At 47.8% G+C, this 21,447-nt stretch carries 18 protein-coding genes; 10 read left to right on the top strand and 8 right to left on the bottom strand.

The window, feature by feature from the left end; all coding sequences use genetic code 11:
• The first annotated feature begins 31 nt into the window (after positions 1-31).
• Both LZG94_RS18690 and LZG94_RS18685 read left to right on the top strand, forming a co-directional pair.
• Positions 32-1,480 (top strand): SusD/RagB family nutrient-binding outer membrane lipoprotein, encoded by a 1,449-nt coding sequence (locus LZG94_RS18690; RefSeq protein WP_233793316.1) that lies wholly within the window; start codon positions 32-34, stop codon positions 1,478-1,480.
• 139 nt (positions 1,481-1,619) lie between these two features.
• Positions 1,620-2,621, top strand: a complete 1,002-nt coding sequence (locus LZG94_RS18685; protein WP_233793315.1) for an endonuclease/exonuclease/phosphatase family protein — start codon at positions 1,620-1,622, stop codon at positions 2,619-2,621.
• Here the strand turns inward: LZG94_RS18685 and LZG94_RS18680 are convergent.
• Complete coding sequence (locus LZG94_RS18680; RefSeq protein WP_233793314.1) at positions 2,596-3,495, bottom strand: histone deacetylase; 900 nt, start codon at positions 3,493-3,495, stop codon at positions 2,596-2,598. The two genes, LZG94_RS18685 and LZG94_RS18680, sit on opposite strands and share 26 nt — an antisense overlap.
• Before the next feature lie 111 nt (positions 3,496-3,606).
• Between LZG94_RS18680 and LZG94_RS18675 the strand changes: the two genes are divergently transcribed.
• The 3 genes from LZG94_RS18675 to LZG94_RS18665 all read left to right on the top strand — a co-directional run bounded on the left by LZG94_RS18675 (position 3,607) and on the right by LZG94_RS18665 (position 6,257).
• Complete coding sequence (locus LZG94_RS18675; protein WP_233793313.1) at positions 3,607-4,023, top strand: DUF1761 domain-containing protein; 417 nt, start codon at positions 3,607-3,609, stop codon at positions 4,021-4,023.
• 92 nt (positions 4,024-4,115) lie between these two features.
• Positions 4,116-5,102: a YafY family protein gene (locus LZG94_RS18670; RefSeq protein ID WP_233793312.1), complete on the top strand. Its 987-nt coding sequence runs from the start codon at positions 4,116-4,118 to the stop codon at positions 5,100-5,102.
• Positions 5,103-5,789: 687 nt separating this feature from the next.
• Positions 5,790-6,257: a dihydrofolate reductase family protein gene (locus tag LZG94_RS18665; protein ID WP_233793311.1), complete on the top strand. Its 468-nt coding sequence runs from the start codon at positions 5,790-5,792 to the stop codon at positions 6,255-6,257.
• Between the two features lie 19 nt (positions 6,258-6,276).
• On the opposite strand, the gene LZG94_RS18660 is transcribed toward LZG94_RS18665, so the two are convergent.
• Together LZG94_RS18660 and LZG94_RS18655 are read right to left on the bottom strand one after the other, a co-directional pair.
• Positions 6,277-7,062, bottom strand: a complete 786-nt coding sequence (locus LZG94_RS18660; protein ID WP_233793310.1) for a tryptophan-rich sensory protein — start codon at positions 7,060-7,062, stop codon at positions 6,277-6,279.
• 103 nt (positions 7,063-7,165) lie between these two features.
• A complete protein-coding gene (locus tag LZG94_RS18655; RefSeq protein WP_233793309.1) occupies positions 7,166-8,314 on the bottom strand; it encodes a DUF4249 domain-containing protein in 1,149 nt (382 codons plus the stop codon).
• Positions 8,315-8,511: 197 nt separating this feature from the next.
• Between LZG94_RS18655 and LZG94_RS18650 the strand changes: the two genes are divergently transcribed.
• The 3 genes from LZG94_RS18650 to LZG94_RS18640 all read left to right on the top strand — a co-directional run bounded on the left by LZG94_RS18650 (position 8,512) and on the right by LZG94_RS18640 (position 12,643).
• A complete protein-coding gene (locus LZG94_RS18650) occupies positions 8,512-10,107 on the top strand; it encodes a MutS-related protein (RefSeq protein WP_233793308.1) in 1,596 nt (531 codons plus the stop codon).
• Positions 10,108-10,335: 228 nt separating this feature from the next.
• Positions 10,336-12,255, top strand: coding sequence for a PAS domain S-box protein (locus LZG94_RS18645; RefSeq protein ID WP_233793307.1), 1,920 nt, complete (start codon positions 10,336-10,338; stop codon positions 12,253-12,255).
• Entirely contained in the window at positions 12,242-12,643 is a 402-nt protein-coding gene (locus LZG94_RS18640) for a response regulator (protein WP_233793306.1), read from the top strand. Before LZG94_RS18645 ends, LZG94_RS18640 begins: the two co-directional genes overlap by 14 nt.
• A gap of 11 nt (positions 12,644-12,654) precedes the next feature.
• On the opposite strand, the gene LZG94_RS18635 is transcribed toward LZG94_RS18640, so the two are convergent.
• The 4 genes from LZG94_RS18635 to LZG94_RS18620 form a co-directional block, all read right to left on the bottom strand.
• Positions 12,655-13,443: a glycerophosphodiester phosphodiesterase family protein gene (locus tag LZG94_RS18635; protein WP_233793305.1), complete on the bottom strand. Its 789-nt coding sequence runs from the start codon at positions 13,441-13,443 to the stop codon at positions 12,655-12,657.
• A 46-nt stretch (positions 13,444-13,489) separates the two neighbouring features.
• Complete coding sequence (locus LZG94_RS18630) at positions 13,490-15,271, bottom strand: cytochrome-c peroxidase (protein ID WP_233793304.1); 1,782 nt, start codon at positions 15,269-15,271, stop codon at positions 13,490-13,492.
• Between the two features lie 68 nt (positions 15,272-15,339).
• The gene (locus LZG94_RS18625) at positions 15,340-16,803 is read right to left on the bottom strand and encodes a PhoX family protein (RefSeq protein WP_233793303.1); all 1,464 of its coding nucleotides are present in this window, start codon (positions 16,801-16,803) and stop codon (positions 15,340-15,342) included.
• Between the two features lie 166 nt (positions 16,804-16,969).
• Complete coding sequence (locus LZG94_RS18620) at positions 16,970-17,470, bottom strand: DinB family protein (protein ID WP_233793302.1); 501 nt, start codon at positions 17,468-17,470, stop codon at positions 16,970-16,972.
• A 63-nt stretch (positions 17,471-17,533) separates the two neighbouring features.
• Between LZG94_RS18620 and LZG94_RS18615 the strand changes: the two genes are divergently transcribed.
• Together LZG94_RS18615 and LZG94_RS18610 are read left to right on the top strand one after the other, a co-directional pair.
• Positions 17,534-18,346: a DUF6597 domain-containing transcriptional factor gene (locus LZG94_RS18615; protein ID WP_233793301.1), complete on the top strand. Its 813-nt coding sequence runs from the start codon at positions 17,534-17,536 to the stop codon at positions 18,344-18,346.
• A 79-nt stretch (positions 18,347-18,425) separates the two neighbouring features.
• Positions 18,426-18,896: a VOC family protein gene (locus LZG94_RS18610; RefSeq protein WP_233793300.1), complete on the top strand. Its 471-nt coding sequence runs from the start codon at positions 18,426-18,428 to the stop codon at positions 18,894-18,896.
• A gap of 30 nt (positions 18,897-18,926) precedes the next feature.
• On the opposite strand, the gene LZG94_RS18605 is transcribed toward LZG94_RS18610, so the two are convergent.
• Positions 18,927-21,434 (bottom strand): M1 family aminopeptidase, encoded by a 2,508-nt coding sequence (locus LZG94_RS18605; RefSeq protein WP_233793299.1) that lies wholly within the window; start codon positions 21,432-21,434, stop codon positions 18,927-18,929.
• Between the last annotated feature and the right edge of the window lie 13 nt (positions 21,435-21,447).

Below are 21,447 nucleotides of genomic sequence, written 5' to 3'. Positions count from 1 at the left end.
TTTTCAAGAACTCAATCCAAATCATATTCATATGAAATTGAAAATCATTATCCTGCTGGCGGCGTGCATTTTCGTCCTCCCCGGATGCGACAATTACGATACCCTGAACAGCGACCCCGCGCGGTCGAGCGAAACGCAGCCTGAATTTTTGATGGCCAATGCGCAAAAACGGGCTTCTGACTTGCTTTACGACACTTATTTCAACGGGCGTGTCGGCATGCAGCTCGCACAATACTGGACCGGAACAGACAAAACGGGTGAAAGCCGGTTCCTGTTTACAAACGACGGGCTTTGGAACGGCATGTACGCCGGGCCGCTGATGGATTTGCAGGAAATCAGAAATTACTACGAAAGGCATCCGGCAGAATCCAGCGAGCACATGCTGGCCGCGACGGAAATCATGAAAGCCTGGCTTTTCCATATCCTCACGGACGTTTATGTGGATATTCCCTATTCGCAGGCATTGAGAGGCGACGTGACGGTTCAGCCGGTTTATGACAAAGGAAAAGATGTGTATACGGCATTACTCGCTTCGCTCAAAACACAGGTGGATATACTCGCCGGCCCAACTTCCGGCGCGATCCGCGGTGATATTATCGGAGGCGGCAGCGCGGCACAATGGATCCGGATCGGTAATGCGCTGCGTATGCGGATCGCCATGAGAATGGCCGATGTGCAGCCTGCGGAGGCAAAAGCGGTGATTGAAGATGCTGTGAAAAACACTTTTACCGCAACAACCCAGGACGCATTTTTCCCTTACAATACCGCGGCGGCGACCAACCGCTTTCCTTATAACGATGTAGACCGCCCACTCGTGGAATTCGCGGTGACTTCAACGGTAATCGACTACCTGACAGAATTGAAAGATCCCCGCCTTCCCGTGTACGCCCGGCCGGACGAAACCAATGGAAAATATGTAGGTAAACCTTATGGTACTGAGGCGAATACACCGACAATGATCGGACTGTCAAAACCCGGCGTAATGGCTTACAGCGGTTCGGCGAGAGGGAATATGATCACTTATGCGGAAGTTGCATTCATTAAAGCCGAGGCCGCGGCGCGGGGCATGAATGTGGGCACTGCTACGGCAGATACGCTTTATAACGAAGCAGTTACCGCTGCGCTAACGCAATGGGGAATTACAGATGCAAAGGTCGTGAGCACTTACCTGGCGAGCGTTCCTTACAAAGCGGGCAACTGGAAAAATGTGATCGGATCCCAGAAGTGGCTGGCTTTGTATATGCAGGGTATTCAGGGCTGGATGGAAAGATTGAGACTGGATATTAAAAAGCCGAGCGGCGCGGATCTGTTTATTGCACCGGTTTCGGGAAGTCTGGATCAGGAAGTGAAAGATGGTGTTGTAAAACGACTGAAATATCCGAGCGCCAGCCGAGCTTCTAATGCGGTTAACAGCGAGGCCGCCGCCAAAAGTATCGGCGGAGATTCGCAGGCCACCAAGAACTGGTGGGATATTAACTGAAAGATCAAGCTCCGGATCCACAGCCCGGAGCTTTTTTTTAACCAAAAATCAATAATATAACCTTAACATTTGCGCCCCGCTGAGTTCACACTGCTGCCCTACTTTTAGGTTTCAATACAACCAAAAGCCGGACTGCCTGATGATCGGACATTTTTTCAGCAAACGTTACGCCTATTGCGGCTTCCTACTCCTCATGCTCTGGCCAAGTGTCGAATTCAAAGCTACTCTCGGCGCCATTTCCCTCAAACATGCCCACGATCCGGTTCTTGCGGACACAGCCGAAACCGGTCAATTTTCAGTCCTTACCTACAATATCGCTGGCTTACCGGAAATCATTTCGAGCGCACAAACCGAGCGTGCAAGCAGTATTGCAGAGATCGGAAAACGCTTAAACCGCTTCGATATCGTGCATGTGCAGGAGGATTTCCATTACAATAAAGAGCTTTACTTATCCGGGAATGCGCACCCTTACCGGAGTGAATCGAAAGGCAGCATTCCCTTTGGCGACGGCCTGAATACGCTTTCCCGCTACCCACTCTCTGCTACTGAACATATCTCCTGGGACGATTGCACCGGCGCAGATTGCCTGACCCCGAAAGGTTTCACTTTTTCGCGCGTTCAGATCGGGAAAGAACTGTTTATCGAATTTTATAATATTCACTCCAATGCATTCAACGATCCGGAGGCAGCCGCCGCGCGACGAAAGAATATCGAGCAGCTATCGACATTTATAAAAGAAAATTCTGCGGGGAATGCAGTGATTGTGATGGGAGATTTAAATGGCCGCTACCATTTTTCTTCCGACAATATTCAGGAACTGCTGATTGCAAACAGCCTGCGCGACGCCTGGATAATGCTCGAAAACGAGGGCCTGCTTCCCGCAGCTTCACCCAATATCCCGCCCCGTGACATTCTGAATATAACCGAAAAAATGGAGTCGATCGATAAGATCATGTTTCGCAGCAGCGACGCGCTTGAACTGTTTCCTGCGGAATACGCGCTGCAATCGGAGCTGTTTGAAGATCAGTCGGGGAAGCCCTTATCCGATCACTTACCTGTTGGCTTGACTTTCAACTGGAAATTAAAACACGAAAAAAGAAGCTTCCAATACGTTACTAATACAGTTTCGCGGCAACCTTGAAGGTATTTGCATGTGCATGAATGATAGTCCGGAGCTCGGGCGAATAGCCGCCGCCCATGCTGCATTGAACAGGAATATTGTGCTTCACCGCCAGCTTCAACACCATTTCGTCCCGCAGTTCGCAGCAACGAACCGTACACGACATCCTGCCAATTTTATCAGTCTCCAAAATATCAACACCAGCCTGATAGAAGATAAAATCGGGCTTTATTTTTTCAACCAGATCGGGCAAGATTTTTTCCAGCGTTTGCAGATATACATCGTCGCCGGTCCAGTCTTCGAGCGGCACATCGAGGTCACTTGTCTCTTTTCGAAAAGGATAGTTGTTTTTTCCGTGCATTGAAAAGGTAAAAACCTGCGGTCTGCCTGCGAATATATTGGCTGTTCCATTTCCCTGGTGCACATCCAGATCGATGATCAATACCTGCTTCGCTTTCCCGTGATCCAGCAGATATTGCGCCGCCACCGCCTGGTCATTGATCATACAAAAACCCTCCCCCTGATCGCGCCCGGCGTGGTGCGTACCCCCGGCGATATTGAATGCAATACCCGTCTCAAATGCTTTCAGCGCGCCTTCGACGGTTCCATTGGTGATACGCAGCTCCCGCTCGGCCAGCAAGGGTGTCTGCTCAAAACCGATCCGCCGCATTTCCTGGCGGGTTAGTTTTCCGTGCAGAAACCGGTCGGCATATTCGCGGCCGTGCACCGCATATACCGCCTGCATATCGATTGGTTCCGGGTCAAAAAAATCAGACTGCTCGACAATACCTTCCCGCAACAATTGCATGGGCAGCAGCTCATATTTATCCATTGGAAACCGGTGCCCGTCAGGCACGGGGTACTTATAAATGGGATTTAAAGCGATTGGAAACATTCGGTTGATAAAAAAATTCAGGATGGCGGGAAACCTATGACATAGGGCTGTCACCCGGGCCATTTTCCTTTGTGTTGTAGAAATAATGTTTAATCTTAAAATCGAAAGACAATGGTAAATGTATTCTCCGAAATCGCATGGTTAAGTGTTTTAGCCGCATTTGTTCCTTATTTTCTTTTGGGCGCGTTGTGGTTCACCCTGCTTTTCCCCACGCCCTACAAAGTTTCCTTAGGCAGGGAAAATAACATGCCCGCAAAACCTGCACCGATATTTATTATCGGCCCGGCGATTTGCTGTCTGGTTATTACCATCGCCAGCGCGGTATTAATGTATATGTTAAAGATCGATTCTTATGAAGGCGCGCTAAGTTTTGCATTGACCGTCGGAATCGGATACCTGGTTGCCAACACTGTCAATATTGCGATCAACCCGAATATCCCGCGGCCACTTTTGTATGGACTGATCAGCGGCGCGTACCACCTCGTGGGTATTGTCATTGTTTGTCTCATTTTGGTTGCTTTAAAATAGCGGTTCAATGGGGAGCGACATATGATGTGTTACTTTTTGTTAAATTCAGCAACCGGTTATGAGTGAGCGCATGTTACATACTAATTGTCAAAATGATTGATCCGGAAGTAACACGTCTTTCACGTCTGGTAGCATTACTGACCCTGCTTCAAACCAAACGTGTGGTGACCGCCACTGAATTAGCGCACAGGTTTTCTGTCAGCACGCGCACGATTTACCGGGATATCAGGACACTTGAAAGTGCGGGTATTCCGGTGGTAACACTGGAAGGAAAAGGCTACGCGATGCTCGACGGCTACAGGTTACCGCCCGTGATGTTTACGCGGGACGAAGCGATTGCATTACTCACTGCTGAAAAGCTCGCCGCGCAGCGCACCGACGCGACCACAGCCCAACTTACCGGCGCGGCTATGGACAAACTGCGTGCCGCACTCCGCCACACCGACCGCGATCATCTCGAAACGATTGCGCCGCACATTCAAGTACTCGAACCGGCTAGTCCGCCTGCCAATACGAATGCATACCAGCAGCTCGTGACTGCCGTCACTATTCGCAGTGTGGTGAATATCAATTACCTGGCGGCGGAAACGGGCTTGTCAACCGCTCGGGATGTAGAACCGATCGGTATCTATCTGAGTCAGCACTGGCACGTGGTCGCCTATTGCAGGCTCCGGCAGGCATTCCGCGATTTCCGGCTCGACCGCATTCAAAACCTGAAACTCACTGAGGAAACATTTACCGCCCGACCCGAAACGTTACAGCAATACTGGGCCGAAGAAGCGAAGCGGCGATCCAGGGAAAAGGTCATAATCCGTTTCCAACCAGCTGCCGTCATCCCGCCCCTGGCACAGCACATGCTCGACACCCGGCACCACTACGGCTGGACCCACGAAAAGCCGCTACCTGACGGAAGTATAGAAATGCTATTCCTCATCGGCTCGCTCCCCTACCTCGCCACCTGGCTCCTCCCTTTCACGAATGCAGTTACAATTATAGAGCCGGAAGAGCTGAAAATCCAGTTGCAGGAGCTCGCTCAAAAGGCTTATGCTCATTTTTTTGAATTGTCATCCCCGGGCTGAAGCCCGGGGCAATTGATTTGTTGGGCGGTAGCGCGGCGGCCGCCCCCCCCTGGGAGGCACCACCCCCAACCCCCTGGGAGGGGGCTTTGCATTTTGCATTCAGACCAACGAAAAGTCCCTTTAGGGATTTAGGGTAAGCATGCACTCACGCTCACCACCCCCAACCCCCTGGGAAGGGGGCTTTGCATTTTGCATGAGACCAACGAAAAGTCCCTTTAGGGATTTAGGGTAAGCATACACTCACGCTCACCACCCCCAACCCCTTGGGAGGGGCTTTGCATTTTGCATTCAGACTGACGAAAAAGTCCCTTTAGGGATTTAGGGTAAGCATGCACTCACACTCACCACCCCCAACCCCCTGGAAGGGGGCCTTGCATTATGCATTCAGACTGACGAAAAAGTCCCTTCAGGGATTTAGGGCAAACATGCAACAACGAACAAGTCCCTTCAGGGATTTAGGGTAAACAAGCCCCCGCCCCTGTTCCCAAATCCCCCCTCTATTCGACCCATTTACACCTACATATTCCTTCATTTAATGCTTAAAATTGCATTTCCAGTTAATTAAAAACCAAAACATTTATGACACGAAAAGCAAAACTGACCTATTCGATGCTGACGTCGTTGGATGGTTATACCGAGGATGCGGAAGGGAAATTTGGATGTAGCGCGCCTAATGATGACTAGGTAATGTCTTATATCAATGAGCTCGCGTCTTCCCTGGGCACCTATTTGTATGGAAGGAAAATGTATGAGACGATGGTTTATTGGGAGACGGCCCACGAACAGCCAGATATGACGCAGGTTGCGTTGACCTGGGCTGATCAGTGGAAAGCGGCGGAAAAAATCGTGTTCTCAAAAACCTTGACTGAAATCCGCAGCGAACGTACCCGGATCGAACGGGACTTTGATGCTGAGAAAATAAGGCAGTTGAAAGCAGAGTCTCCACATGATATTTCTGTCGATGGAACTGAACTGGCGGCGGTGGCGATCAAGGCAGGACTCGTTGATGAGATACATCAGATTATCTGTCCCGTGCTTGTTGGCGGTGGAAAGCGATTTTATCCCGATGGCGTAAAATTGGATCTGAAACTGTTCGACGAGCGGCACTTTGATAGTGGCGTAGTTATCCTGAAATACGCTGTTCTAAACAAATAATACTGGTAGTTATCACTTCCTAATGTGATTTGTCCATAATCCACTGGCGGCCCTTATTACGGTACCCGTGAATATTGGCACTAATAAAAATAATCACAGCAGCTCCGATAGCGGTAAATACAACCGGCTGCGCACCATTCCAGTTTGCGACAGCCACCGCTACCAGCGCCCACACACCGACCATCGCCGATTCGCGCAAGTTTCGTTTCCAGGTAATTGCAATATTAATGGCCGCAGCGGCTAGGATCATACCAATGGTCCAGGTTTGCGCCGACAGACCAAATCCGTTCCATTCAATTTTAGTAAGGTAAGCCGCAACATTGGCGATCAATGCAACATTGATCCAGCCCAGATAAAAAGCAAAAGGCCAGCTTTCCAGCGCGATCCGCTTGAAAGAAATGAGGTCCATCTGCATTCTGGTCGCGATGACAATGCGGATCAGGCAGATGAGCAGCCCAATCATAATGATAACCGACAAGCCGGTGTAATCATAAAGCCAGGCGATCACCCACAGACAGTTGGCAACACACGAAAGCACAAAAGTCCACCCGATCCTGTTCACCACTTCCGGCGTTTCACTTTTGCCCAACAAACCTTTGCTTTGATATATCACAAAGCCGATCAATCCCAGGTAGATAAACCCCCAGATCGAAAATGCATAACCGGCTGGTGTGAACAGGTTTTCGTAAGAAGCCGAAACCGAGGCCATTGTTTCATTATTGAATACACCCGTGTTTGACAGGTAATTGACGATGATCGTTATGATGAGGGCGACGATATTCGATATCTGTAAGGTCTTTTGCATGATATTAAGTATTGATATTTTTCTTCAAATGCGATAAAGTCAATACACAATTATTGTTCCCGGAGGCAGCAAGAGCGACAACAGGCTCCCTGATCAGCTATTTTTACCAGAAAGAAGGTCGCTCAGTGGTTCCTCCGGCAGTGCGGCAGTCGGTGCAATTCGCTGATGCTACCAATACCGAATCTGCCCGCACACCCCAATACGTCAGCAGCAACTGGGCTGTATTCAATGCACAATTGTCGTCGCGTCCCCTGCATCTTAACGGGATTGTGTCGGGCTCGGTACACCTTGGGAAACTACCCAGTTTGGGCGTGATGGTAAGTCTGCGCGTTTCCTCCGTCGAGGCGCTGAAATACCCGAAAACCAAATCTGCCGGGTCCGAAATATTCCGGATATTCCCTGTCACCTGAGAAGGTTGCGGATCAAAAAGGCTTCCTGTCGCCTGAGTGGTTTTGGCAAGATCTGTCCAGTATTCGAAAGCAGGTCGCGAGAGCCCGTACTGTTTAACGAGGATACTATATTTAATGTAAAGCTTATTGGTCGAAACCGGCACTCTATTCAGCGGGAGATTTTTGATAATATCGCTGCTCAGCCGGATCGTACTACCCAGCAGAATACTGCCCGAATTTTTGCGACCCCAGCATTTATTGATGTTTTCTTTCCTGATAACAATCTGTTCATCAACCTTTTCCAATGCCGAATAGTAGGTAGCATCGTACTCCCAGGTCTCATCGAATTTCCACCGGTAAAATTGCGTCCGGTTTTGCGCGTCGTGGGTATTCACATAAAAAACCGCCTCGTTCTGCACCGGATCGACTTTATAGGTCAGACTGTCGATCTCCGGCGTGCGGTTCACAGCCACATATTCCGACATATATTCCTGTCCATTCTCAGTTATGATCCGGATCCTGTATTTACCAGACATATTATATAAACGCGGCGGGAGCTGGTACAAGCCTTTTTTGGTTTCAGCAAATGTATGCACTGCTCCGGCTTCCTCTTCCACCGTCACCGAAGCGCCTGTTACGATAACCGGCGGTGTAGTTGTATTCACATGCTGCGTCCTTCGCAGCTCGATCCGGCTGGTATCCGTTCCGCCCGCATTGAAAAAACCATCGACAACCAGGTAGTTTCCATCTGAGTTGATTTCAGGCGGCGAAAACGGCTCAATACAGCTTTCTGTGAGAAACAGTAGCAAAGACAACAGCAGCAAAGCAGTGAGAAGCGGACTGTACAATCTGGGATTTTTCACTTCGTCAATGATTTAAATGACCTTAAATCAAATTGCGGTAACCAGGTAAATTGCAGAAATACATTTTTGACTTGTACTTAAAAGAGTTAGCGCAGCAAACAATACCTGATTTTTGGGCCGAAAAATTTTGAGAATGTTATAAATTGACGCCGGTTCTATGCCAGAGCGGCACTACACTTACTGCACTGCGTTTTTCCATGGAGCCGATCTCAATGAAATCTTCTTCGAAACAGGATACGCAACCCGGGATAAAAACGGGCTTTTTCAATTTTAGTCAGATCGAAAAATACTTCGTGAATGCCGGCCAAGAAAACGTTTTCCAGCGAATATCCGACCGGACTTTCCAGGATCTTGACCTCGAAGATGTATTCCGGTTTATCGACAGAACCGTTTCGTCCGTTGGCCAGCAATACCTCTACCACCGCATTCGCACGATTCCCCTGGGCACTTCGCGCACCGAAGAGCTGGGAAGCTTTATTTCTATTTTAACCAAAAACCCTCCTTTGAGAGCTACTGCGGCAGCAAGTATATCGAAACTCAACCAGAAAGACGCTTATTACATTACCTCGCTGTTCCAGGAGAAATACATGCCGCGACCGAAATGGTTCTGGCTCATTCAATACCTTTCAGGTCTGAGCGTTGCCGCAGTATTACTTTCCTTCTTTTTTCCTCAAATCCTGATTTTCCTGATCGTCCTTTTGCCTGTCAACCTAGGTATTCATTACTGGAATAAAAACCATTTGTACAGATATGCCAGCTCACTTCCGCAGCTAGTTTTGCTTAACAAGACCGCCCGCAATCTATTAAAAACTGCGGAATTTGAAGGACAAGATCCCGATTTACAAAAGTCGGTGCGCGTACTCGACCGGCTTGGTATCACAATGTCGGTTTTCCAAATTGAGGCCAAACTGCAAAGTGAGATCGGGCAGTTCATTGAATACTTTCTGGAACTGATCAAGGCGCTTTTTCTCGTCGAGCCGGTCCTGCTTTTTGCTACATTAAAAATGCTGGATAACAGGCGGCAGGACATCAGCAATGTGTTTCATTTTGTGGCAGGACTGGACGTAGCACTTTCTACGATGAGTCTGCGCGAAAGTCTTCCTTACCACTGCGAGCCGACATTCGTAACAAACAACCAATTGACCGTCAATGAGTTGTATCACCCGCTAATCTTCAATGGAGTTGCAAACAGCATCGAACTGAACCGAAAATCAGCGCTTTTGACGGGCTCCAATATGTCCGGCAAAACTACCTTTATCCGCACCATAGGGATCAATGCAATTCTTGGTCAGACGATCCGCACGTGTTTTGCAAAGGAATTCGTCATGCCTGTTATGCAGGTACATTCTTCTATCCGGATATCGGACGATCTGCTCGGTGAGAAAAGTTATTATTTTGAAGAAGTTATGACGGTCAGGCAACTATTGGAAGAGAGCAGGTCCGGTGCCTGCAATCTGTTCCTGCTCGACGAACTTTTCAAAGGTACCAATTCAGTGGAACGCATTGCGGTGGGCAAATCCGTGCTCAGTTACCTTACGCAAGGCGGAAATCTGGTACTCGTTTCCACACACGATCGCGAGCTGGCAGATTATCTGGCAGACACTTTTGACCTCTATCATTTCACCGAAGTAATCGATGGAAATGATATCCATTTTGATTACAAGATCAAGCCCGGAAAACTGACCACAACGAACGCAATCAGGATCCTCGAACTAAACAGCTACCCTGCGGAAGTTGTAAATGAGGCACTTAGATTGTCGGCGCATATGAAAGAAACCAGCGATAATGCGTAAAAAAGGCACATTACTAAACGTAGGTGCCGAGGAAATGTCACCGCTATATTACTACTACATCGGGAGTTTGGCAGCATTCCCGTTCCATCTATGGATTAATAGTACTCTTGATTTGTAATTCAAACATATATCGCAGTAAATTGCGCAGTCCGGATGTCTTTTGGTCGGGTGCTCCGCTTTGCGGGACTTGTTCATTCCGGGCTTCCCTTCATAATAATAACTATTGACATGTCTCAAATGCAGGCCATTTTATTGGAAAGCTTGCCTGATGCCGTTTTTCAGCTGGATAACTTTGGGAATATTCAGTACTGCAATGCCGCCGCCACCGTACTGACTGGCTATGCGCAAAATGAGCTCCTTGGAAAGCCGGTTTCTTACCTGACACCAAATCAGGTCGACAACTTCAAAACCACTTACGAACTCAACCTTGCCACTACAAATGGCATATTGGCTGTCAACGGTTGGCATTTAACAAAAGAAGGCCGCAAATATTGGGGGGAGGTTACCTACTCCACGATCCGCCAGGCTTCCGGCGAGCAGCTGGGTTTCGCTTGTATTATCCGGGATATTACCGAGCGGAAAAATGAAGAAAACGCGCTGATTGAAAATGAAGAGCGATTTCGTTTGCTCGTCGAAGGTGTGCAGGATTACTCGATTTATATGCTCGATGTAGATGGGAATATCGTAACCTGGAACGAGGGAGGACAGCAGCTTACCGGATATTTGTCAAGTGAAGTTATTGGAAAGCATTTTTCCATTTTCTATAATCCAAATGACCTGCTTGCTGAAAAGCCTGCCAGAGAGCTGGAAACGGCCAAACGCACGGGAAGGTATGACGAAGAGGGTTGGAGGGTCAAAAAAAACGGTTCCGTATTCTGGGCCAGCATTGCGCTTACAGCCGTTTACAATCGTGAAAACAAATTGATCGGCTTTTCCAAAGTCACAAAAGACCTGACCGAACAAAACCGCGAGGAGGCGGCTTTAAGACAAAGTGAAGAGCGGTACCGCTTGCTGGTTGAACAGGTGATAGATTATGGGATCTTCATGATGGATGACAAAGGAAGGATCGCCAGCTGGAACGAGGGCGCTAAACGAATTAAAGGATATGACCATAAGGATGTGATTGGCAAGTACTTTTCCCTGTTCTATCCTGAGGAAGAGATATTTAACAACAAACCTGCCTACGAACTGAAAATCGCGCGCCGGCATGGCAAGTATGAGGAAGAAGGATGGCGGATCCGGAAAGACGGGAGTCGCTTCTGGGCGAATGTGGTAATTACCGCGGTATATAATGCGGATCGCGTCCTGGTCGGGTTTTCGAAAGTGACGAGGGACCTTACCGAGCGCAAAAAAGCGGAACAGGCTGAGCGGGAAATTTCGGGGAAATACCGGCAGATCGCCCGTGAGCTGGAAACTATTAATGCCGAACTTTCGCGTACCAATAATGACCTGGAACAGTTCACCTCCATCGTCTCGCACGATTTACAGGAGCCGCTGAGAACGGTTAAGAGCTTTCTGCACCTGATCACCGACCGGGTTGAAAAAGGAAAATTCGACGAATTACATGTATTTGTCAGCAAATCCGTCATCGCCGCCAACCGCATGAAGGAACTGATCGAGAATGTGCTCAATTACTCACAGGTAAATAAAGGCCAGATCAGTATGAACAGCTGGCCGATCGACGAGCTGCTCGAACACGTAACCCAGAACCTGAAAGGCACGCTGGACGCAACCGGCGCGACGATCTATATCGAAAAGGAGGCCGGTGAAGTGGTGAAGGGCGACAAAATTCAGCTCACGCAGCTGTTTCAAAACCTGCTTAGCAATGCGATCAAGTTCACGAATGGTGAAAAACCGTTTGTGAGGCTCAGATACGGGCTGGAAAACGGCACACTCCGGTTTTCAATCACCGACAACGGTATCGGCATGGACGCTGCGAGTACGAAAATGATCTTTGATCCGTTCAGAAGACTGCACAATGCCCGCAACTATCCGGGCGCAGGAATGGGCCTCGCGATCTGTAAAAAAGTTGTTGAGCGGCACCAGGGCCGGCTCTGGGTTGAATCCGAACCAGGCGTCGGCAGTACATTTCATTTTACCCTCTGGGAAACAGGCCCAAAACCATCCACTACACATGAAACACTATAAACTGATCCTTGTTGAAAACGACGACGACGAGCGCTTTTTTATGAAAGAAGAGTTCGAGGCTTTCGGCGCATTCGAAATCCTGGGCGACTTCATCAACGGCGACACGCTGGTCGAATATCTGGAAGCAAATCCGTCTGCGAAGCCGGATATTATTCTTTCTGACCTGAATATGCCTGGAAAAAATGGCTATGACATTATATCCTTCATCAAGTCCGATCCGCAATATGCCCGCATCCGGGTAGTGATCACGTCCACTTCATCGGTCGTTTCTGTTCGTGAGAAATGCATGGCGATGGGCGCGAGCGACTACCTGATCAAACCTGAGATTTTTGTTGACTACGGGGCTTACGTGCGAGAATTTTACCAAAAGATGGAAAAACTCGATTAAGCTTTTTCCAGTCAATCGATCAGAAACTGTCGGAATTCGGAATCGATCTGAAAAACCGTCACGCCGCTGTCGAGCATTCTTTTGCAATCTTTTCGGGCGTCGGAAAGCATGTTTACGGATTTCCGGTAATGGAATGCATTGACCGCCGCAATAGTCAGTATTCCGCGTGACTTTGCCCATGTTACATCCTCGGCACGCAGGTTAGCCGGCCTTTCGAAGAAAAAATAGTGTTCGTTCTGATAGCCGGGTTTCAGGCTATTTTCTTCCAGCTGTTTCCTGGAACAGCTCAGCTTTATTTTTCCCGTAAAAAAATCGGTCGATTCATCGGTTCCGATCATCAGCGCGGATTTGCGAAGCTGGTATTTATCCAAAAGACCAATAAGCTTATTGAATAATGTGGTATCCAGGCCCTGGATCTTGTTATCAAGCATTACACCCATCTGATGCTCGCGGCAAAACCGGAATACGTCTTCCAGCAACACCGGACCGCCGCCGTCGAGCGCACTTTTCAGCTTGCTTACCTCGCTCCAATCCATCTCAACCACCTTTTTATCCAAACCATAATATCTCTTGAAAGTAGCATCATGATTAGCGATCAGCCGACCATCTTTCGTCACCCGCACATCCGTTTCGATCATCGAATAACCCTCTTTCGCGGCCTGCATCAATGCCGGCAGGCTGTTTTCGGTGTAGGTACTGTCCACCACTCCACCGCGATGCGCGATCAATTTCACAGACTGGCCGGCAACACGCAAATTCGAAGCCAATACAACCGCCAGGAGCAGAATCCATTTTACCATCGTCTCTAAATTCTATTAGGCAATACAAATGAGCGGATAATCCGTATTAAATCGAAGTATCTGTGAGACTTTCCATAAAATCGATCACCTGCTGCATTTCCGGCTGCGTGAGTTTCAGTTTGTCCGGCGCGAGTGTCTGGTTCGGAACGTCCAGCCCAAGTCCGGCGCCGCCGCCTTCATTATAAAATTCCATTACTTCCTGCAAAGTAGCCAATGCGCCGTTGTGCATGTAAGGAGCGGTTTTGGCGATATTGCGAAGTGAGCTGGTTTTGAATGCGTGCTGCCACTGCGGAAAACGATTGTAAGCGCCCCTGCCCAGGTCCGAGTCCATCACCGGATGCTTCCAATCTGCATTACTCGTCGCGCCGAGCACTTCGGATTCGGTGCGCTGATAATCCGGCGGCACGGTACCATTGAAAAGGGGCACAAAATGGCAGGTGCCACAACGCGCCTTACCCATGAACAGATTAAAACCTGCTACCTGATTATCTGTCAATGCGCGCTTGTTGCCTCGCATATACTGGTCAAACTTGGAGTCAAACGGACTGAGCGAGCGCACAAAACTGGCAAGCGCATTCTGTACATCAATAGATTTGATTACCTCAACTTCCGGAAAAGCCTTTCTAAACAGTATGGTATATTCCTCGTCGGCCGTGATCATCCCGGTGATTTTTTCCAGCGAACCGTGCATTTCTGCCGTATTGTGGATCACGTCGGAAGCCTGGTCTTCCAGCGACGGCGAACGGAGGTCGTAAAACATCGCCTGCTGCAATGCTGCATACTTGATCGTCGGCGCATTGCGGTTGATATCAGCACCGGAAATTCCTTTGCTCTTTTTGAAACCATCGGTATAAGCCAGCTGAGGCGCGTGACAGGAACCGCAGCTCGACTTGCCATTTCCCGACAGCCGCACATCATAAAACAGCCGCTCGCCCAGTGCAATGCGTTCGGAGGTAGATTTAAACTTAGGGTTTGAAACCAGCGCTTCTGAGTCGAAAGCGCCTTTGTCAAACATGGTGGCTACGCTTCCTTTTAATAGTTTACGGTCGTTGATGAAGGGTATATTTGACAACTTCTGATTTTGGTGCAGCTTGATACAAAGCGGATTGATGTGGTCGGCGATAAAGGTCGCGCGGTCAAAATCATTGAATGATTTTCCTTTTTTGATAAATGTGATAGCCCGCTCAATTTCCTTGTCAAGCGCTTGATACTCGGGAAATAAATGGGCGTAGGCCGATAGATAATCCTGTAAAGAGTTGAGTACCACTTCACTTTCTGCCAGTGCGTTTCCGGAAGCGGGGGTATCAAAGCCGGAAATGCCCAAAGTGATCAGCCTGAACAGTTCAAGCCGCAGCGCATCGAGCACGTGAGAATCGGTGATCCGGATATCGGCCCACAACATTTTGATCCGCTTGGTATTGACCTGCATTTTGCGGATATGTCGCACCAGCTCTTCCTGATCCAGTTTCTCATCACTGTAAATCAGCTCCTCGATCACCTGCAACCCACCCGGCTCGAACACCGCATTTTCTTCATCCTCCACTTCATCCAGCGGCGCTCCGTTAACCTGTTTCACGGTAGTAGGCGCAAAATATTCCGCAAATGCTTCCACTTTTTTGTATTGCAAACGAAGCCGGATAAACTCCTCCTGCAATTCTTTCTTGTCCGAATTTGTCCGCGCCTGTCCCAGGAAATCTTCGTTTCTGCTGATCACTGTATTCAGGTCTGTTAAAAACTTTTCAGATACCACTTCGATCGGAGTCTGCTGCAAACAGCCGCTTAGCAGCATTGGAAACACAAAAATGGCGAGCTTAAAAATTGATTTCATACAGCCGGATAAGCACATCAGGAAGACCTCCGTGAAGAAGCCTTCCTGATATTATTTTTTATAAAAAACTATTGTTTGATACCCCTGACGATCACAGTCTGGCCGCCTTCCTTGTTGGTAGAAATACCACTTCCGTCTGCGCCTTTGTATTTTTCATCCTGCCAGGTATGGGGATGCAGGTTGATCATGAACGTTTCAGGAATACCCACCACGTCCGAAATGTCGATCATCGCACCATATTCCCAGGTACTCAGCGAGTTGTTTCCAACCGAATTGTATTTCGCATTGAATGCTGGCTCGTCGCGTCTGTGGTTCATGCGCAGCATCGCCTTGCTTTGTTTTGTAGCAATATTGTATTGCCAGATCGTTCCGTCGTGATCGTTGTCGCGGTAGAAAGAATCACCGTCTTCCTGCACGTAAACGTAGTTTTTGGTTACGCAAATGTTGTCAGGGTTCACGATAAAGCCACCTGGTTTGTCGGCGCCGTCCATGATGATGTTCAGCTTGCCTTTCAGCGGGTTGGTTTTGTCAAATTCCAGATGATACACGCGGCCCCACATATTTTTTCCAGCTACCGGCGTTACTTTATCCGCCTGACTTACACCGGTTGCAGTAAAGTAAATTTCGCGGCCAGCTCCATTGCCGCCTTTTACGTAATCAATATCCTCAACCCGCGCAAACTGGATCATTTTCTTGTCTACGGTTTGTGCCTGCAATTCGGTTCCTGTGCTTGTTTTTACGTTATCGAATGGCACAAATTCCACATCGTAAGCTTGTCCCTGCACCATATCAGTCTCTACACTTTCCTGATTTGTCCGGCGCAATGCATACAATTTGCCATTGTTAAGATCACCCACCACGTCCGACACGTAAGCTACCAATTGTCCGTTGGTATCGTCCTCACCAATTATAATTACTGTTTTTCCAGGAAAAGCATCTTTTGGAAGCGGTACTGCATTTTCTGCATTCCATTTTCCGAATGCGGCCACTGTACGGGTTTTGTTCTTTTTATCAGCAGGCGCGAAAGGATCGATCGCGTGTGTCATGGACTCGGAGCTACTCTCTCCGGCAGTCAGGAATACCGGCCCGAAACCGTGCTCTTCCTGTGTTGCCAATGTAGCCGAGCAAAGTCTCCATTGTCCGCCTTCTGCATCTACAATGTACTCACCTTTAATAGGTTTCAATTCTTTATCCAGAAAAACGCGCGATACCGAGAACAGGATCTCGTGGTTGTTGATCATCACATATCCTTCTCCGTTCGGGTTTTTCACGAAAGCACCACCGTCTGGCTGCGCGCCGTAGATAAAGTCGGGAGAATCAGCCAGCTTATCATCAGAACTGATCAGGGTTGTGATTTTGAGGTCTTCAAAACCGGGAAGTGATTTCAGGAGCGAAGGGTTGACCGAACGGTCGATCAATTTTGACGAATCCACAGGCACATCGCCGTGGTCTTTCAGGCTGCAACCCGAAAATGTCATAGCGCCAAGGATCAAGGCAGCGGCGCTGAGATTTTTAGTTAAAGTAAGGTTCATAAGCATGGTGAATTAATTTCCACAAAGCTATATGAACCTTAACTCCGGTATTTTACGCCTGTGTTAAGCTATTGTGAAGAAAACACTGGCGGCTAGTGTTTACTGTCTGAAACCCTTGTTCAGTTATAAGTCTAATAATGTAATAGAGCGTTTCTTGCAGCACTTACTAATACGTCCGATCATCCGCCGAAGGCCCGTAAATAGAAGGTACTAAAATCTCGTTCAACCGCATGTAAACTGTCAGCTGTCCGCGGTGGTGGACCCAGTGATTGAGGGTGGAGCCAACACCTTCTAAAATAGGCTGCGAATAAAGCTCCTCTTCCCCATTTTTTAGATAGAAAGTCCTTCCAAGTGCCTCATCTGTGGCACTTTGCAACGCATTCTTAGCACCAGCCATATTATCGTCAAAGAAGGCGAGCAATTCTTCTGTCGTAGTCGGCTGGCTATGTTTATACGTCTTGAAATTCACTTCCCCTTCTTCTACCATCACCTTAATCCATTGTGGCATTTCAGCCACCAGAAGCGTCAGGTAGCCCATTTGCATTGATTTCGGGTGAGGTTTGTATTCAAATAAATCAAAGGGAATCCTTTCGAGACATTTTCTCGTAGAACTGTACTCTGCTTCCAGTTCTTTGATATAAGCGGCTGCAAGTTCGGTGTTGTCCATGATTCAGATTTTGGTTATGTTCAGGCAGTTAAAAAATAATGCCTGCTAACCGGTTGCTACTGCATGAAGTTTTCCAATATTCGCGGACTTTATACGCCCATTCAACCTACTGTGCGCCAGTCGGCTGAGCACGTTTCTTATCAGGAATCACTTCCTGATCCTGCGCTGCTTAGCTTTATTTACTGCTACTGGTCACTCAAAACGAATCAGGCGCTTTCCGAACCTTTTCAATACCGCGTAGTGGCCGACGGTTGTATCGATATCTTTTTCGAACTGGCCAACCCGCAGGAGAATTTCGTAATGGGATTTTGTAAAAAATACACGGAGTTCCCGCTCGAAAATAGCTTTCATTATGTGGGCGTACGATTTTTACCAACGATGTTCCCGCAGCTATTCAAAGTCGACGCGTCAGATTTGAGTAACCGATATGAGGACCTGTCAAATGTGATACCGGCAACGGCTGACTTCATTACCACCAGTTTCCACGACAAATTGAGCTTACCAGAGATCAAAGTCCGCTTTGACCAATATTTTTTAAAACTCGTTTCGCAGGTATCTTTCAATCACGACGACCGGTTTTACAATGCATTAGGCCTGATCCTTCAAAATTCGGGCGTTCTGAATGTTGAAACCGACATTGATACGGGATTAAGCAGCCGACAATTACGACGGCTTTTTGAATATTATGTCGGAGATACGCCCAAGACTTTCAGTCAAGTAGTACGCTTTCAGAATATCCTCCGCGCCAAACCTTCGCAGCAAAGTCTGCGGGAGAATAAGCTTTTCTACGATTCCGGCTATTACGATCAGGCGCATTTCATTAAAGAATTCAAAAATTGCTACGGCGTTACGCCAAGCCGCGCGTTCGGTAGGTGAATATGTCCGATTTTTACAATGTTCCGGTTGCATTCCGGGAGAACTTTGCATCGTCACATTCCACCTAAAAGATCAGGAAATGAAACGATTAGTAATGATGCTGGTTCTTATTTGCCTTTGCACAAATGCATTTTCACAAAACAATCCAACCACTAAAATCGCAAGAAAAATGAAACTGAACGCAGGAATTATCACTGGCAAAATGGCTGAAACCAAGGAATTCTATACCAAAAAACTAGGATTCGGCGTGACGTTTGAAAACGAATTCTATCTATTGCTGCACACACCGGACAAGCAGTCGGAGATCAGCTTCCTCCTACCCGATCACCCATCCCAGCAGCCCCTTTTTCACAAACCTTTCCAGGGTCAGGGAACCTACTTCACGATTGAGGTCGAAGACGTAGATTCACTATACAAAACATTGAAAAAGAACGGAGTAGTAATCCAAATCGATCTCCGCGACGAACCCTGGGGCGACCGCCACTTCGCCGTCACAGATCCGAACGGCGTCGGGATAGATTTTGTAAAATATTCGCCGCAGGATAAATAAGTAAAAAGATTGTCGCAGATTATTCGTGCCTTATTCGTGCATTCGTGGCAGCTTCTCAACAGCGCGCTGCAACATATCCGTTTCCTGCAAGATCTTGTTTCTAAGAAAAGAAGGATACCCAGGATTCTGAATCAAAAATGCATTCACCACCGCCGCCGCTTCCTTAGATGAATGTCCGGAAAAAGTACTGTGCAGCCAGCGGGTTGGAAAGAAAATGTCTCCGGTTAGCTGGATTTCCTGTAACATTTCCAGCGAAGGCCGGAGATATTTTACCGCCGATTTCGCCCGCAAAGGATGGTGCAGATAACCCAGTGCGTCAATTACCCAGGCTTCTTTCTCCCGACTTGCTTCCTTTTTTAACGATTCAAAAAACTCGTCACGAATAGGTTCTGACGGATTTAACGCAGGGATTACAAACTCCAATTTGGCTTTTCGATCCGGATTTTTCGTATTCGTCAATTGCTCCTGCAATACTTGTTCTGAAATTTCCGGTTGCTTTAATGCGAGCTCGCAGGCAAGCGAAATCTTGTCGTCTTCCGAGAGAACCAGATCCTTGATAACCAGCTTTCCATTCCACAGCGATTTCATTTTTTCAAGCCCGTCAGAGGTAGTCGCCAGATTTTTAAAAGATCTGAAATAGGACGTTTTGATCCCCTTATCTTTCGTTTCATTCAGCAGTTGCCAGAGTACTTTTTCAAGTTCGTGCTGCTGACTGCTTCTTTCTTTTTCGTTTAAGAAACTCCAACATGTGCGCTGCAATATCCCCAGCATGTAGTCGATCAAAAGCGGGTTACTTTCCTTCGGCAGCATTTTTAATAAATTAGTTACCAGCAACTCAGGATTTGCCTTGGGATCGCGCAGAAAGCCTTCCCAGATATTGACCCACATAGCACCTTTAAAAACCGGGTCGTTAAATATCGAATCCGGCTCATTGTAGTGCTCAATGAAATATTTCTTACTCAGGCTATCCATTTCAAAATAGCCGTAACCGCTCGCATCGCCATTTGGAAAAACCAGCTTTCCGTCCTGCGTATCGCGTTCTTTTGAGGTAAGTGGCTGCTGCCATATTCTGCCGGAAACCGAGTCTTTAACCTGCATTAATGTCGTTTTGTAATCCTTTTCGCCGATTTCGTAGGCAGGCATACCCGGCGTTTTCACCCACACATCACTCCACTTAGCAATTTCCTGTGGCGTCTTTTTATCGATAATACTTATGAGATCATCCCAGCGGGCATTTTTGAATGCATAGGTTTCTAGATATTCCTGCAAACTCTGCTGCATTAGATTTCTACCGATCATTTTTTCCAGTTTGCGCATCACGATCGGCGCTTTCATGTAAATGATCGCACCGTAAAGCGTACCTGCATTTTTCAGATTCCCCAACTCCTGCAAAATGGGATTAGCGCCGCGCGTCCGGTCCACTTCGTATGCATTCGGGTAATGCGCCAGTAAAAAACGCAGCTCGTGGTTGATCTCAGGAAAGCTCGGCTGCACGATTTTCGCGGCCATGAAATTGGCAAATACCTCTTTCAGCCACACGTCATTGAACCAGTCCATCGTCACCAGATCGCCAAACCACATGTGAGCCGATTCGTGCGCGATCACACTTGCGCGTGCCAAGAGGCGGTTTACAGACGGATTTTCATCCAGAAACAAAGCAGATTCATTATAGAAAATGGAGCCGGGATGCTCCATTCCGCCATATTGGAAAGAAGGGATCAATACAAAATCAAACTTTCCGAATGGATAAGAAAAGTCCGTATATTTTTCCAGCCAGGTTAGCGACTTTGCATGGAGATTGAATACTTCGCCAAGGTTTCGATTGACTTTCGCAGTGTCGGTTTCCCGATAATACATCGTCATTTCCCGCCCGCCGACCTGTTTCGTGGCCTTGGAAAACTGGCCTGCCGCAAATGCGAAAAGGTAGGAACTGATCGGTTTCGTCTCGCGGAACTGATAAATATTTTTCCCGTTTTCCTGCGTTTTGGAACGCAACTTACTATTTGAAACTGCTTCCCAACCGGCTGGTGTTTTGAGAGTTAGCCGGTAGCTCGCTTTCAAATTAGGTTGATCAAAAAGCGGAAAGCAAGTCGACGCGCGATCGGGTACGAAAAGTGTATAGAGATAATCCTCACTGCGATTGAGTGAAAGATCGCCCGCGATAAAGCTGACATGAATGCTGTTTTTCCCTTTATTTAAATGCTTTGAAGGAATGACAATATGCTCATTCACAAACTGGTAGTAGACATTCTTCTCTCCGATCGTAACACTGGTAATGCTACTGCTATCGACATTGAAATCCAGCACCAGCGCAGAGTCCAGCGACGCGAGATTGAACGTGACCGTTTCCTCCCCCCTGATCTGCCCGCTTTTCCCCTCCGGAATATCCAGCGTGATTTCGTATTGGATACTGTCGATCGTTTTCTTGCGGTATTCGTTTAGCGCAAAGGAAACTCCCTTTTCGGGAGTGGTATTACTTCCCATCTTACAGCCTTGCAACAAGTAAATGGTTAGCAACAGTAAACAAATTTTCTTCATATTTGGCAAAAAA

Origin of the sequence: Dyadobacter sp. CY343 (assembly GCF_021390335.1) — a bacterium.
Taxonomy (GTDB): Bacteria; Bacteroidota; Bacteroidia; order Cytophagales; family Spirosomataceae; genus Dyadobacter.
The sequence above is the reverse complement of the archived record's forward strand: the minus strand, read 5'-3'. Positions and strand labels throughout refer to the sequence as shown.